The 13650-nt window shown below is 51.0% G+C and carries 13 protein-coding genes and 1 pseudogene; 8 read left to right on the forward strand and 6 right to left on the reverse strand.

Annotated features, from left to right (window positions below; genetic code table 11):
- Both H7F08_RS13670 and H7F08_RS13675 read right to left on the reverse strand, forming a co-directional pair.
- A partial coding sequence (locus tag H7F08_RS13670) for a hemerythrin domain-containing protein (RefSeq protein WP_193640823.1) occupies positions 1–284 on the reverse strand: 284 nt, incomplete at its 3' end.
- An 85-nt stretch (positions 285–369) separates the two neighbouring features.
- Positions 370–618 (reverse strand): thioredoxin family protein, encoded by a 249-nt coding sequence (locus H7F08_RS13675; protein WP_227485409.1) that lies wholly within the window; start codon positions 616–618, stop codon positions 370–372.
- Positions 619–953: 335 nt separating this feature from the next.
- Between H7F08_RS13675 and H7F08_RS13680 the strand changes: the two genes are divergently transcribed.
- Positions 954–1382 carry a PAS domain-containing protein gene (locus H7F08_RS13680; protein ID WP_193640824.1) on the forward strand — a complete coding sequence of 143 codons (429 nt, stop codon included), beginning with the start codon at positions 954–956 and terminating at the stop codon, positions 1380–1382.
- A gap of 60 nt (positions 1383–1442) precedes the next feature.
- The gene (locus H7F08_RS15950; protein WP_413541262.1) at positions 1443–1547 is read left to right on the forward strand and encodes a hypothetical protein; all 105 of its coding nucleotides are present in this window, start codon (positions 1443–1445) and stop codon (positions 1545–1547) included.
- Here the strand turns inward: H7F08_RS15950 and H7F08_RS13690 are convergent.
- Both H7F08_RS13690 and H7F08_RS13695 read right to left on the reverse strand, forming a co-directional pair.
- Positions 1502–2125 (reverse strand): annotated as a pseudogene (locus H7F08_RS13690) (IS1595 family transposase); the annotation flags it as partial. The gene H7F08_RS15950 and the pseudogene H7F08_RS13690 sit on opposite strands and share 46 nt — an antisense overlap.
- A gap of 286 nt (positions 2126–2411) precedes the next feature.
- Entirely contained in the window at positions 2412–3935 is a 1524-nt protein-coding gene (locus tag H7F08_RS13695; protein WP_193640826.1) for a DHA2 family efflux MFS transporter permease subunit, read from the reverse strand.
- A gap of 312 nt (positions 3936–4247) precedes the next feature.
- Here H7F08_RS13695 and H7F08_RS13700 point away from each other — a divergent pair, with 312 nt between their 5' ends.
- From H7F08_RS13700 to H7F08_RS13715, 4 genes are all read left to right on the forward strand, one after another.
- Positions 4248–4736 (forward strand): MBL fold metallo-hydrolase, encoded by a 489-nt coding sequence (locus H7F08_RS13700; RefSeq protein ID WP_226831036.1) that lies wholly within the window; start codon positions 4248–4250, stop codon positions 4734–4736.
- A 23-nt stretch (positions 4737–4759) separates the two neighbouring features.
- The gene (locus H7F08_RS13705; protein ID WP_226831038.1) at positions 4760–5029 is read left to right on the forward strand and encodes a hypothetical protein; all 270 of its coding nucleotides are present in this window, start codon (positions 4760–4762) and stop codon (positions 5027–5029) included.
- A gap of 217 nt (positions 5030–5246) precedes the next feature.
- On the forward strand, positions 5247–7310 hold the full coding sequence (locus H7F08_RS13710) for a putative bifunctional diguanylate cyclase/phosphodiesterase (protein WP_193640827.1): 2064 nt from the start codon (positions 5247–5249) through the stop codon (positions 7308–7310).
- An 84-nt stretch (positions 7311–7394) separates the two neighbouring features.
- Positions 7395–7829, forward strand: a complete 435-nt coding sequence (locus H7F08_RS13715; RefSeq protein ID WP_158006481.1) for a DsrE family protein — start codon at positions 7395–7397, stop codon at positions 7827–7829.
- 270 nt (positions 7830–8099) lie between these two features.
- Here the strand turns inward: H7F08_RS13715 and H7F08_RS13720 are convergent, their stop codons facing one another.
- A complete protein-coding gene (locus tag H7F08_RS13720; protein WP_075322770.1) occupies positions 8100–8867 on the reverse strand; it encodes a sulfite exporter TauE/SafE family protein in 768 nt (255 codons plus the stop codon).
- Positions 8868–9113: 246 nt separating this feature from the next.
- Between H7F08_RS13720 and ppsA the strand changes: the two genes are divergently transcribed.
- Together ppsA and H7F08_RS13730 are read left to right on the forward strand one after the other, a co-directional pair.
- Positions 9114–11531 carry a phosphoenolpyruvate synthase gene (ppsA, locus tag H7F08_RS13725; RefSeq protein ID WP_193640828.1) on the forward strand — a complete coding sequence of 806 codons (2418 nt, stop codon included), beginning with the start codon at positions 9114–9116 and terminating at the stop codon, positions 11529–11531.
- A gap of 354 nt (positions 11532–11885) precedes the next feature.
- Positions 11886–12233 carry a L,D-transpeptidase gene (locus H7F08_RS13730; RefSeq protein WP_024894526.1) on the forward strand — a complete coding sequence of 116 codons (348 nt, stop codon included), beginning with the start codon at positions 11886–11888 and terminating at the stop codon, positions 12231–12233.
- Positions 12234–12437: 204 nt separating this feature from the next.
- Here H7F08_RS13730 and H7F08_RS13735 read toward each other — a convergent pair whose 3' ends face one another.
- The gene (locus H7F08_RS13735; protein ID WP_226831040.1) at positions 12438–13343 is read right to left on the reverse strand and encodes an NRAMP family divalent metal transporter; all 906 of its coding nucleotides are present in this window, start codon (positions 13341–13343) and stop codon (positions 12438–12440) included.
- Between the last annotated feature and the right edge of the window lie 307 nt (positions 13344–13650).

Here is a 13650-nt window from a genome sequence, read left to right on the forward strand (position 1 = left end):
GCAATGGCCTCCGCCATTTCTTCAAAAAACACCCGCAGATCCTGATGCCCCTTGCGGAGTAGTGCGGTCAGAGGATGATCTTCGCTGCCTTCCTGTAGCTCGAAGGCAGGGAATAAGGTGCCTTCTTCCACGACCATATGACCATCAACAATGCCGTGGCGGAAGGCTTCCAGGAACTGCGCAGCTTCCTGCCATGCGCCTTGGCGGACAGCCTGGGCACTTTGCTCCAAAAGTTGATCCAGGCGTTCATGGTCCTGTTGCATGATCTGATCTATGGGTGTCATGACATTCTCCAAAAAGGTTGTGGTGTGTTTCTACGGGACATGAACGTGGCCGAAGCTTTGTTCAGGCGCATTCAGTAGGTTGTATTCATTGGGCACCGAGCATTTTCAGCACTTCGCCCAGAGGCTGTGCGCCCACTGTCTTCAGGGCACCGTCCACGACAATGGCCGGGACCGTTTTAATGCGCAGATTGCTGACGATTTCGCGCCCTTCGCGATCCGCCACATCCAGTACCTGCAGTTCCATCGGCACCTTTTCCGCAGCTTGTTTCCATACTGCTTCAGCCTGCGGGCAAACCGGGCACCATTTCGAGACCAGAATTTGTACTTTTATCATCAAATCCCCAACATAAAAAAGACGATCATGTCGCGAATCAGCGTAGCATTGCTAACCATCGGGCGCAAAAACGTCAAAATGGATCTGTGCATGGAACAAACCCCTGTCCACCTGGCAACCACGAAGGGTTAAGAGGTATGAATAACAAGTAATCAATAAGGTATGACTTTTGGGTGACTAAAATACGAGATACGCTGACGCCTTATGACTGGTGCATTTTAGGAAATCATATGCTGCAGATTGTGAGTTGTAGCAACTTCTGAGAAAATGAAACATGTGGAAATATATTTTTACCAAACATACACAACAACAATCCCCTCTCAGCGAACAACTGTATGCGCTGCTTGAAGTCTTTCCAGATGCGTTTTTTTTTCAAGGATGGCGCGGGTCGCTGGCAGATCATCAATGAACCCGCCAAACGCCTTTTTCACCTGGAAGGAATTCCATGGAAAGGCAAGACCGATATGGAACTGGCGGAACTGCATCCGGACTTTCGGGAGATTCACGAGGCTTACATAGCGGATGACGAAAAAGCCTGGCAAGCCAAACAACTGATTGTTGTCGAAGAAAAAATGGTCCGTGAAGATGGCTATCAGGCGTTCTATGAAACGCGGAAACTGCCTTTGTTCAAAGAAAATGGTGAACGGGCGGGCATCATGATCATCGGTCGCGACATCACCGCACAAAAGGCGGCCGAAGATCGGATTAAGCAAATGGCATTTTACGACGATCTGACCGCTCTCCCCAACCGACGTTTCCTGTAAACTCTGATGAAACAGGGCATGGCGCGTGCCAAACGTCATGATCGGCCCCTGGCAGTCTGCATGACGGGTCTGGACGGCTTCAAACCCGTTAATGATATCTATGGCCACGAGGCCGGAGACGCCATCAAGCCATCCGTGCGGGTAGTCTGCCAGGGGAGCAAATAACGCTGAACGAACTGACGGATATTTCCAGCGGATACCGAAGGGATGGTTTCCATAGCCATGAAACCCGCCTTCTTATCCCGGCTTTCAATAGCTACCAGGATCGGTGTTTTCCCTTCTGCACCGTGTCCGCTTTTGCCTCCGGATCGACGTCCGCCCACGAAAGCATCATCCAACTCAACCAATCCACCCAGGCGGTAGATACTGTCCCAGTCCGCCATGGCGTGGCGCATCTTGCGCAGCATCCGGTGCGCAGTAATCCAGGAGACCCCGATCTGCTTGGAGAGGCGCAGGGCCGACAAGCCACCTTTGTCGCAGACCATCAGATAGATGGCCAGAAACCACTGCACCAAGGGCAGATTGGTGGAATGAAAGAGGGTGCCAGCCGTTACAGAGGTCTGGCGTCGGCAATGATTGCACTGGTAGACCTTGCGAGACATTACCCAGTGGCCTTGATCGTGCCCACAATGCGGGCATTGAAAGCCATTGGGCCAGCGCTGTTGTTTCAGCGCTTCGGCACATTTCTCTTCCGTACCAAACCGCGCCTGCCATTGCAGCAAATTCATGGCTTCTGCTTTCATCTATGCACCTCCAACCATATGACTTATATGGAATTAGGCAATTAATGATGAGAAAGGCTCAGAGGCATGTATTGGAACAAGAAAATGACAGAGGAAAATTCGGTTCATCCTAAAAACAGCAGTTACCCCTACTGAAATAAGATTATCCATTTGATAAGATGAGGCTTTTCCTGCACATGGAGGCCACCCTATGGGTGAAGAAGAAAAACACCCGCAAAAGGCCATTCCGGAGGCGGTACAGACCATAATCGTCGACGCGTGACGCCCGGAAGGGATGTATTGACAATCATGCTTTGTTTTTCATCAGTAACACAATCAATATGACCGCTATAAAGCTCCAGAAAAGGAACGTGAATGCATCCAGTATCCCCCGCATTGCTGCGTGTTGCGCCAGAGTTTGTCCCAGTACCTGCCAAGCCAGCGTTCCCTGATGTAATCCCGCATCACGCATATAGCGGGGTAGTGCCGCGCTGAACGGATTGATATGTCCACCCATCTGATTCCAGGCCTCCTGGGCTTCTTCGGTCATAATGGTGGAAATGATAGCAATACCCACAGAGCCTCCCAGATTACGCATCAGATTGAATATCCCCGATCCTTCGGGTGTCTGTTCTTTGCTCAGGGTTGCAAAAGCCAGTGTGAATAGAGGAATGGATACCAGGCCGAGACCGAGGCCTCGGATGACGCCCGGCCAAATGATCCAGGCAGGACTTATCTGCAGGTTATAGGAGAGGCTCAACCAGGTGCCCGTGGCCCCCAGACCGATTCCCGCCAGAATCATCCAGCGCGGGTTGGCCCCGTGATTAAGTAGTCTGCCTGCCATCCACATGGAAACCCAGGAGCCTATCCCTTGCGGGGCCATGACCAGTCCTGCGGTTTGCGCTTCATAGCCCATATAATCTTGCAGGTAGATGGGTAAAATCACCATGGTTCCATAAAGCGCCAAGCCGAATAAACCGATTCCTGCACTGCCCAGAGTCAGGGAGCGATCTTTAAGGAGACGCAAATTCACCAGTGGATGGGAAACATTGAGCGAGCGCAGTACAAACAGCAAAATCCCCATGCCCGCCAGCAGCATCAAAATGATGATGAAACGCGAACTGAGCCAGCCGTCCTGATCTCCGAGGCTGAGCATCATCTGCAAAGCACCCAGACCAATGGCCATCCAGACAAAACCCAGCCAATCAATCGGCCGGGGATGCTCGCTTTTGCCGAAACTGGGAATGTATAGCAACAGCATGGTGAACGCGATGAGGCCAATGGGAATATTGACGTAAAAACACCAGCGCCAGGAAAGGTCCTGAGTAAGATAGCCACCGAGCACGGGGCCAACAATCGGACCGAGCATGGTCCCCATGCCCAAAGTTGCCATGGCTACTCCTCGTTTTTCCCGGGGATAGGCTTCTACCAAAATCGCCTGTCCGACCGGTACGAGCGATGCCCCCAGAGCCCCTTGCATGAAGCGCCAAAAGACAATTTCCGTGAGACTGTGGGATTGTCCGCTCATGATCGAGCAGACCAGGAAGCCGGCCACGCTCCACAGGATGAGCTGCCGTTGTCCGAAACGTTCGACCAGCAATCCGGTCAGCGGGGTCACGATAACCATGGCCAACATGTAGGTAGTCAGTGCCCAGGTAATCTGATTGCTGTTGGCGTGAAGCGATCCCTCCATATGCGGCAAAGCCACGTTGACAATCGTGATGTCCAGGACATTCATGATAATGCAAGCCATTACGGCGATGGTAATGGCAAGAAGATGTGGGCTCCCCGTTTCGTTGGAGTAACGGCTTTCCGACTTTGCTTGGTTCATCAGCGTTATAGCGGCGCAGGTTCCGCACTAGAAGTTGTAAAAGAAAATACTCGATTTCCGGAAAATGTTGTAGGTGAGTCTATCCTGGTAAACCAGAAATCGCCAATTCGGGGCAGGACCAAGGCCCGTGCAAGAATAATTCTCCTTATCAAAACATATTATTACCAGATTGGTTCTTTTTTGATGGACGCGGCGCAGGCTCCCAAAAGTATTCTATGGAATCATTCGTATTATCGCGGATGATTATTAGGTACATTAGTTATTGAAAAATACTGTTGGGGTCTTGGGCTCACTTTAATGAGGAATCAGGCATTGAGCACGGTACTTTACGATAATGGTATCCATAAATGTATTGAATTCACCGATCTGGTAGAGGGTGAAGGCATTCAAGCCAATCAGTTTCTCATCGTCCATAACGGCGAAGGCATGCTTCTGGACCCCGGTGGTAACCTCACCTACAAGAATCTGCTGGCAGAGATGGCGAGCTATTTCCTGCCAGCGCGTCTGGATTATGTATTTGCCTCCCACGAGGACCCGGATATCGTCGCCTCTGCGAATGGATGGCTGCTGATTACCGACGCGAAGATTCTCATTGCCAACGAGTGGACCCGGTTTTTGCCGCACTTCTGCTCCAAAGGGATGACGGCGGGAAGGGTGATAGGCATCCCGCCGCAAGGTATGGAAGTGAATCTGGCGGGACAGGAGCTTTTTATCATCCCGGCGCATTACATGCATTCTGTGGGTAATTTTCAGGTAGCAGACTTTGGACCCATACCCTTATCCCGGACATACAGGGCGTAGCGCTGATAACCAATGAGGGCACGGTGCTTTTTCAGACGGACAAGACCGTTGCCGACGAAACCATTATTGGGGTTGCCGGCGCAGCGGTCATGCGTCTGGCTGAGCACATCAGCGCGGGTCTTGCTGAATGCAATACCCAGGAAATCACCATTCGCTGTCATCGCCATGCCGCCTTTTTTGCAGCAGCAGGGGCGGATACGCTTCTGATGCTGGTACTTCCGGCCGATACCGATACCCGACCATTGGCGGGAATGCTGGCAAGCCTCAGCAATGCATTGTTCTACAATAAATAAGTTTGTCTGGACTCCGGTCAGGGACGATGCTCAGAATATACTAACACTTAAGACCGTCGCCTCCGGCATAAGGATGTCGCAACAGCATGGCACAGTATTCCGGTGGGTAGACATTGCAGCAAACCAGTCCGAAAGGATCCTCTTTCCTGTTGCCAGGGTTTCAAGGCATCATATTCTCATTCAAGCGGATTAATGGAACCTCCGAGAACATTAAAACATGAAGGAATACTTTCTCCCTTACCATACGCAAGAGCCCTCTCCTCTTAGCGAGCGTTTGTTTGCGCTACTCGAAGCCCTCCCGGATGCGTTCTTTTTCAAGGATGGTGCAGGTCGCTGGCAGATTGTCAATGAATCTGCTAAACGCCTCTTTCATCTGGAAGGAATTCCATGGGAGGGCAAAACCGATATGGAACTGGCGGAATTGCATCCGGATTTTCGGGATATTCACGTAGCCTGCATCGCGGATGATGAAAAGGCCTGGCAAGCCAAACAACTGGTCATTGTTGAAGAAAAAATGCTTCGTGAAGATGGCCAGCAGTCGACCTATGAAACACGAAAGCTACCTTTGTTCAAAGTGAATGGTGAACGCGCTGGTATCATGATTATCGGTCGTGACATCACTGCACAAAAGGAAGCCGAGGAGCGCGTTAAACAAATGGCGTTTCACGACGATCTGACCAATCTTCCCAACCGACGCTTTCTGGAAATCCAGATGGAACAGGCCATGGTCCGCGCCACCCGCCACCTCCGGTTTTTGGCGGTCTGCATGCTGGATCTGGACGGCTTCAAACCCGTGAACGATACCTATGGCCATGAGGCCGGTGACGAAGTGCTGATCACCCTCGGAAAACGCTTACCCGAAGCCTTGCGCAAATCGGACTTCGTCGCCCGCCTGGGCGGAGATGAATTCGTTCTGCTGCTTGAAGATCTTCAGAATCTGGATGATCTTGCCGGCATCCTGAAAAAAATCGAGGACCTTATTACCGCCCCTATTTCGTTGAGCCATGGTGCAAGTGTTCAGATCGGAGCGAGTATGGGAGTCGTCCTTTACCCCTCTCAAGATACAGACACGGGAGACAAACTCTTGCGTCTGGCCGATCAGGCCCTCTACGAGAGCAAGAAAAACATGGCCTACCGGGATCGCTTCTGGGTGCTCTTTGGTGAAAATCCGCATACAAAACCTACTCCTGCACAAAAACTGCTGGATGCCGGGGCTCTGGAAGTCTGGTATCAACCCATTCTGGATGGTCGGACACGCAGGGTGGTCGGTCTGGAAGCTTTAGCACGACTGCGGGATACGGATGGTGCCCTGTGGCCACCTGCAAAGTTTCTGCCGCAATTGCAGGTTGCCAATCTTTCTGATCTGACTCAAAAAGTCTTGGCGCAGTCCTTGACCGATCTGTCTCTTCTGGATTCGCCAGAATGGTCCTTGTGGGTCTCTGTGAATCTGGATCCGCGCTCCGTCGCGAAAGACTGCATCACCGGTCTGCAGAAAGTGATCGCGCAAAGCGCGACGGACCCCTCTCGTATTACTCTGGAGATTTTGGAGGGAAATGATTTCCTGGAACAGCAGAAGGCACTGGATCATCTCCTGGAAATAAAAGCACTGGGCGTCCGGCTGGCTCTGGACGATGTGGGAAGTGCCTATAATTCTCTGCTGCGACTCAAGGATCTGCCTATTGATGAGATCAAGCTTGACCAGGGCTTTATTCGCTCTCTGGAACAGCGACCTCAAGACCTGCATTTTGTGGGGGCCATTCAGGACCTCGCTGCTGGCATGGGCGTGGATCTAGTCGTGGAGGGCGTGGAAACAGAGGACATTCTGGATGCGATTATGGTCACGGGCGCACAATTCCTTCAGGGCTGCGCCATCGCCAGACCCATGCCCTTATCAGAACTACAGGCATTTCTCCAACGCGCACCCGGCTATGATCGTCCGCATCCCAGCAGTCTGCTCGGATTCTATGCCAAACAAATCGCCGCCCATAATGCCCTGAAAAAAACGATTCGCCAGGCTCCGCATTTAACCGATTATGAAACATTGGCGGACGCTACCGCCTGTCCCGGCCATCACTATATCCGCAGCTTAGGGCTGGATGACGACAAGGGTCTGGAACGGCTCCATCAGGATTACCACCGAACCATGGCAACACTGCGAGAACAGTTGATCGCGTCTTCCTTTCACGATGACTGGACCGATGTGGATCAAGCAGCGGCGGCTTTCGAGCACGCCATCGTATCTGCTTATTGGAACCGGAAAATAGAAAACTCATGTGGATAGGTTCTTATTGCCAAACATAGCATAGATTTGTTTGAACATACTTCTGCCGAAGGTGCGCATTAACAATGGAGCTTTAATATGATTATGAAATGGCTTATAACTATTCTGCTTTGTTATTCACTTTCAATGAGTTTTGAAGTAGCGCAAGCTGCCGATGCGCCTGCTTGGGGCCATGGACCTTACCGAATGCTCTTTGAAGTCGACTCAGCAAAACCATCGGCATGGTCGATGACTCTTGGTGCAGTCGCTCACATCGTCCACAAGGTCGGCATTCCACCTGCCCGGTTGGAAGTATTGGCCTGGGGGCCTGGCCTGCAAATGCTCTTGAAGAATGCTCCAGATGCCATGGAAATTACCATTTTACAGATGCGTGGAGTCCGCTTCGTAGCCTGTCAAACATCCATGCGTCGACTGCATATTACGGCGCGTCAGTTGGCTCCCGGAGTGAGTGTAGTGGCTGGAGGCATGGCAGAGCTGATGAAACGTCATAATGAAGGTTGGGCCGAAGTCAAAATGTAAGGCCTGGCTGCATAGTTCTGCGTTTCCGGATCCTAAAATCGCCACGTTATCCCTGCCGCTTGCAAGATGCGGCATCTCGAACGATATACTCAGGAGTTCCCGGCATCGGGGTGGGGTGGGCCATCCGTCAGCCGGTGATAGAATTCATCGGTAAAGGCCTTGAGATCGACATTGGCGAAGCCGGAGGGGAGGGTTGTCCATGGGTGTTGAGCACCATCTCATTACCCACCTGCTGACGAGCGGCTACCCGAGGCTAAATTCGACCGACTGCTAGGCCCACAATTTGGTAGCCAAAACGACTACCATGATCACCACTGCAACCTTGATCCATATTTCGCCACGCCGCCCCAAGGTGATTCTGGCAGCAAATCGTGCCCCCAGAATACCGCCGGCAGCGATGATCATGCCCGGTTCCCAACGCACCGCCCCTGTCCAGGCAAAAATAAAGAGGGTCGGAAGGGTATAAATGCCAATAATTAAGGTTTTGTAGGCTGTTACTGTGGAGAGATTTTGGACCAAAAGATTGCTCAGAACCAAGATAAAAAGGAAACCGATCCCCGCTTGAATAAATCCACCATAAAACCCCAACCCAAGCAAGGCTGGATAGAGCCATGGTGAGGCTTGACCATCCCTCCGCTTGCCTGACAAAAAATGGGTTCTTTTGGGAAATAGCAGTGTGGCGGCACCAATGAGAAGGACAATGACTAACAGTCGCTGAAACCACAGATTGCTGATGTTGATACTCAGTATGGCTCCCGTCACCGCACCGGGTATCGTCCAAAGGGCCAGCATTCCACCTTGCTGAAGGTTAATGGGTTGCCGTTGCTGAAAATGCCGCGTTGCAGTCAGGTTCTCTAACAAAATACCTATTCGGTTAGTCCCATTGGCTACAATAGGATTTAAGCCGGCAAGAATGAGGACCGGCAGAGTGAGCAGTGAACCTCCACCCGCCAGCACATTGATAAATCCTGCAATCAGGCCGGCAAAAAAGAGAAGGATAGAGCGCCCCACCTCGCTTTGCACAAAACTGATAATCATTGGAAATACTGTTATTTTATAAATCCTTTAGAGTATGAAGTGGTTACATAAACCACCCCGGTGGAAATGGCCATTCAGGCTTTGAATTTTAGGTAGAATAATGAATGGATCGACTTGTGCAACACCGCATCACCAACTATGGTTTAGAAAGATCAAAAAGTACATACGCGTCCTGTCATACTAAAATAGGACGAGAGCTTGCGTAATCGGTGAGTACAACAGTTTTTTCGCCTTCAGGAGGATGTCATGGTTGCAAAATATATTCGTTTTTTCAATGAAATACATATTGAAGACGTATCTCTGGTGGGCGGCAAAAATGCCTCCTTGGGTGAAATGTTTCAAGAGCTCACAGCACAGGGCGTACGAGTGCCCAACGGTTTTGCTGTTACCGCTGAGGCTTACCGTACCATGCTTGATAAGGCCGGGGCTTGGGAGCATTTGCACGAGGCACTGGATGGACTGAATCCGAACGATGTGCAGGATTTGGCACGGCGAGGAGCGGCAGCCCGTGAGATCATCTACAGTGCCCCTTTACCATCTGATCTCCAGGAAGAAATTCTCTCTGCCTATACACAACTGAAGAGGGAATATGGTCCCACCTTGACGGTGGCTGTACGCTCCTCAGCAACCGCCGAAGATTTGCCAACAGCAAGTTTTGCCGGTCAGCAGGATACCTACCTTAATATATCTGGTGATGCCGCCTTACTTGACGCCTGTAAACGTTGTTTTGCCAGCCTTTTTACCGATCGTGCCATCCACTACCGGATTGATGAGGGCTTTGACCACTTCAAGGTGGCCTTGTCCATAGGCATTATGAAGATGGTACGCTCGGATTTGTCTACCAGCGGCGTCATGTTTTCTCTGGATACGGAAACAGGTTTTCGCGATGTAGTCTTCATTACCGCCTCCTGGGGACTGGGAGAGAATGTGGTTCAAGGTGCAGTAGATCCAGACGAGTATTATGTTTTCAAGCCTGGTTTCAGGCGTGGGAAAAAGGTTGTTTTACGGCGCATTCTCGGAAGCAAAAAGATCAAAATGATCTATGCAGAGGGCCACACTCACAACCAGACTCGCAATGTACCCACCTCTCAAAACGAAAGAGAGCACTTCTGCCTTACCGATAGTGATGTACTGACTTTGGCAGACTATGCTGTCAAGGTCGAAGCACATTACAGCCAAAAAGTCGGCGAGAGTCGGCCCATGGATATGGAATGGGCCAAGGATGGCCTGGATGGTCAGCTCTATATGGTTCAGGCCCGCCCGGAAACCGTATCTTCCCAGAAAAAGGGACAAGTTCTGGAAGAATATTTACTCAAGACCCGTGGTCAGGTATTGGCTACTGGACGGGCTGTGGGTGCCAAAATTGCTTCCGCACCGGTACGCTTCATAGCTGATGTGGCGCATCTCAGTACCTTTCGTCCCGGAGAGGTTCTCGTGGCAGATACCACTACACCAGACTGGGAACCTGTCATGAAACAAGCTGCGGCGATCGTGACTAACCGTGGTGGACGCACTTGCCATGCTGCCATCATTGCCCGCGAACTGGGGATACCTGCCATAGTCGGCACCGACAATGCCACAACGGTACTGCAGGACGGTGCAGTTATCACGGTATCCTGTGCCGAAGGTGACAAAGGCTTTGTCTATGCTGGCGCTCTTCCTTTTGAAATTCGACATACGGATTTGGCCACGCTGCAGCGCCCGGCTACAGAGATCATGATCAATCTGGGTAATCCCGAAATCGCGTTCCAGACCAGTATGCTGCCCAATGATGGCATTGGTCTGGCGCGCATGGAGTTTATTATCAATAGTGCCATCAAGGCCCATCCGATGGCGCTTCTCCATCCCGAAAAAGTGGAGGATAAAGAAGAGCAGACAGCCCTGGCTCAACTGGTTATCGGTTTTGATAATCCTGCCGACTTTTTCGTTCAGCGGCTCTCTGAAGGGATCGGCACCATTGCAGCCGCCTTCTATCCCAAGCCTGTGGTAGTGCGTATGTCGGACTTCAAGTCTAACGAATATGCCTCGTTACTGGGGGGTCGCTGGTTTGAGCCCAGCGAAGACAATCCCATGCTCGGATTTCGTGGGGCCTCCCGTTATGCGCATCCAGACTATTCAGAAGGCTTTGCCCTTGAATGTGCAGCGATGCGCAGAGTCCGGGAAGATATGGGACTGGATAATGTCATCCTCATGCTTCCCTTTGTGCGCCGAGTGCAGGAAGCCGATGCTGTGTTGGCCAAAATGGCAGAGTTTGGTTTAAAGCGTGGCGAACAGGGGCTGAAAATCTACGCCATGTGCGAGATTCCCAATAATGTCATCCTTATTGACCAGTTTGCCAAACGCTTCGACGGCTTTTCTATTGGCAGCAATGATCTGACCCAACTCACTTTAGGAGTTGACCGGGATTCACAAATTGTTGCTTTTGATTACGACGAACGTGACGACGGAGTGAAGGAGATGATCCGTCTCGCGGTGGAAGGCTGCGCACGTAATGGCATTCATTCAGGACTCTGTGGTCAGGCGCCCTCGGACTATCCAGAGATGGCAGAATTTCTCGTGCAGCTGGGTATAGATTCCATAAGTCTTAATCCAGATACCGTGCTAGCCACGACCCTGCAGGTATTGGAGGTGGAAAAACGCATGGGCAGAACCCCACGAAGCTAGGGCGTTATCGGGAACCACCTGGATGGCGGCTACTAACTTACTCCGGCTGAGTTCAATGGGGAGTATCAGTCCATATACTGTTTTTATGGGATCGGCTATACGGTAGGCCTGTTCGCCAACACCGATGCTCACGGTATGGCAAATTGGTGCGATTTTTTCCGTAGCTCAGGTGGGCACGGCCATTCCACCGGTTTGGTTACAGGTGGCTCGTGATTTAGCGCAACTGCACTATTTACCGGGGCAGGTGGGCTGGACCGGCCTACATACGGCCAATCCACAAATTTGGCGGTTATATGGCCCTCTGGTACGCCGTCGGCGCTTCAGGCGCACACACCGAATTCTCCGGGATCACCTTTGCTTTTCGGCGCTCTGGATTTTTTGGCAACAAACAGCGGTAAATGGATTTTGCACAGTCTGACCAATACGGGCGTGCCCGGTGCAAACACGCCTAACGGTACCTGGGCTGTGTATGCGCGCTTTCCAAGCACGCGCATGACCGGTTGTTTCCCCCATGGTGAGTGTTATAACGATCCAGATGTGCGCTTCGTGAATTATTTCTGGGATGGCCGAGCAGTACACTATTTCCCCCGTCTGGCGTATGGATTTCGGCAAAGCAATGGCTGTGTGGAGTTGCCATTAAAAGCAGCACAACGGGCCTATGGGATGATACATATCGGTACGCCTGTGACGGTGATGCCATGATCCGGTGGATGCGGCTCAGTGGGCATGTAACGTGGTGCTTCTTGGCTTTTTGAGGTCATTTATTCTCTAGTAATGCCACTGTTTTTAAAGATGGTGTAAAGATTGGTCGAGTGCTGTGGATTGGATCACTTTCCGACCTGTATCGACTGCACGGAGATATCCTCATTTCATTTTCTACGGGTCTGGGGAAACATACTGCTTTGATCATTTCTGATGGTTTGCTGCATGCACTGGATGGACGCGAATTGGTCGCTGTATTGGCGCATCGGCGATGACTCCCATGGAGAGGCTGCCGATAGCCGTGTCTGCCTGACCACCAGGAATATCATGAATGGTGAGTCCCTTGTCCACTACCGATGCTTGCTCAAAAAACAGCATCCAGGGTGCAATCGTAGTGCCCAAATTAGCCAGAATGACATAGGTAAAGGCACCTAGAGCGGTGCCGATGGGAATATGCCAACTGCCAACTGCGGCAACGACTTGGCTCCAGTCCGGATGCGCGGCAATGGCCAGCGGTACGAAAACGATGTTTCCAGCAGCAATCCACAGAGCCACGCGTTCCCAAGTATTGTAATGCGGAAAGATCATGATCGAAGCCACGAAAACCCAAGCAATGGGCACAGAAAGATAAGGGGGCACGGAAAAAATGCTCATGCCTATTCGAATGCCGATAAACTCAGTTACCAAGGTCAGGATGTTCGCGATGGTGAGATCAAGCAGTGAGAACACGCCCCAAAAAGCACCATAGCGTCCCCAGATCATTTCGGCGTGCCCCCGATGAGTCACCGCGCCAAGGCGAACGGTCATCTCCTGTACAATGTAAGCTACGGGAATCATCAGTAACAGGAAAGGAATAAAAAAACCAATGCCATACATTGCGCCTGTCTGCGCATAGGTGATAACACCTCCCGCATCGTTGTCCGCGATCATGACAAGGATTCCAGGCCCAATCAGACTTAGGAATAGGAGGAGGCGTCGCCACCAGGAAGGATGGTGACGGAGTTGATAGATTCGCCAGCGCTCTTGAATGCGCTGACGTTCCTCCTCGGGTAATTGCTGCAGGAGATCTGCCTCGGTAGGTGTTTGAGGAGTTTCCGATAAGATTGGCATTAAAACTTGATCCTTATGCAAAGGGATGAACTGCAAATGTGCTGCTTTATCAGTAACATAAATAAGGATTGGAGATCTCGCTATACTTGCAAACTATTATAAATCCTAAAGTTTCACCGTTTTTCCGCGAGGAAAATCGGCATGGTTAACAAAAATGTCGGTCATTAAATATTATTATTTATCTATGAATTATACTTATTTTGGCGCTATTTTGTTACCCTATTTTTCTTGTTTTATTTATTGTGAATCAGCCAGATAACGATGAATAGAACYSATCGTTATCTGGCTGATTCACAATAAATAAAAC

This window comes from Acidithiobacillus sp. HP-11 (genome assembly GCF_015100075.1).
GTDB lineage: Bacteria > Pseudomonadota > Gammaproteobacteria > Acidithiobacillales > Acidithiobacillaceae > Acidithiobacillus > Acidithiobacillus thiooxidans.